Genomic DNA, 1,415 nt, shown 5'->3' on the forward strand with positions numbered 1-1,415 from the left:
GAAAACAATTTTCCGGACGAGGCCGTCAATTTTAAGGACGGATATTGTGTGGGCATCTTGCAGCGGGTCTCGGACAAGGCCCGGTGGGGCGTGGAGTTTTTTGACACTACTGGCAAGGAAGGCGGGTCCATCGGCGCCCGGGTCATCGGCACCAGCATGATCACCCTGAACCAGGATCTGCAGGACAAGGCCTGCGGAACTTGGACGCCCTTGGCTGAATCGTATTTCGTGGCCATGAAATACTATATGCAGAAAAAGATCACCGAGATTTCAGGGTACTCGACCAACGAGCCTCCTTGCGCCAATGCCGGAGACGACCCGTATCTGCTAGATGGCAAGGAAATCTATTGCGCCAAGAGTTTCGTCCTTCTCATCACGGATGGGGCATCCACCCAGGACCAGGCCATACCGAGCGCGTACAAGGACTACGACGGAGAAAAGAACGCGAAGCTCAAGTTCTTTCACGATGATAGCATTGTTCCAACCTTTGGCTCGTCCGGTTCCAGCTATCTGGCCGATTTAGCCCTGTACGCCAAGGTGACGGATCTGCGCTCGAGCACGATCGGCAAGAATAACCTGGAAGGCAACCAGAACATCATCCTCTACCCTGTGTACGCCTTTGGAGATAACTCCTACGACAGCAAGGCGGCCCGGGCCCTGCTGAAGACCACGGCCATGAACGGCGGGTTCGAGGACCGAAACGGCAACAACAAGCCCGATTTCGACCTTCCCGAGGAGTGGGACCGGGACGGCGACGGGATACCCGACAACTACTACGAGGCCACGGACGGATACGCCTTGGAGGCCCAGTTGGCCAGGGCAATCAACGATATTCTCAAGCGTTCGGCCTCGGGTACTGCGGTGGCTTCGACAGTGACCTCGGAAGAGGGCGAAGGGACCGCCCTGCAGGCCTATTTCAAGCCCACCCTGACCAACGACGATATGACCGAGGAGATTTCCTGGGTCGGCTACGTTCAATCTCTCTGGCTGGATTATTACGGGAATCTTCGCGAAGACACCGATCAAGATCTGGCCCTGGACATCGGCACGGACAAGATCGTGAAGACCTACCTGGAACCCGGGACCGGAGAAGTCCGGGCCAGACTCTACGACGTGTCGGCCGACGCGCCCTACCCGGACACGAGCGACGGTTCCAATAGCACGTTTTACACGGTGCCTCTCGAAGAGCTCAGGGCCCTGTGGAAAGGCGACGAACGGCTTCGGGACTGAGACCCTGATACAAGAACGATTTTTACCTACATCGACAAGGATCAAAACAAGGCCGTGGACAGCGGGGAGGTCGTGCCGTTCGATATGGCCAGGAAGGACGATTTGAAGCCGTACTTCGGAGTCCAGAACGACGTGGTCTGGTCGTACCTCGGAGCTGGCCACGATCAACGGGCGGAAAATCTTGT

General features: G+C 57.0%; 1 protein-coding gene. It reads left to right on the forward strand.

Annotated features, from left to right (window positions below; translation table 11 throughout):
* The first annotated feature begins 48 nt into the window (after positions 1-48).
* Complete coding sequence (locus EOM25_14975) at positions 49-1,230, forward strand: hypothetical protein (GenBank protein NCC26481.1); 1,182 nt, start codon at positions 49-51, stop codon at positions 1,228-1,230.
* Positions 1,231-1,415 lie beyond the last annotated feature (185 nt).

Source organism: Deltaproteobacteria bacterium (genome assembly GCA_009929795.1).
Lineage (GTDB): Bacteria > Desulfobacterota > Desulfovibrionia > Desulfovibrionales > Desulfomicrobiaceae > RZZR01.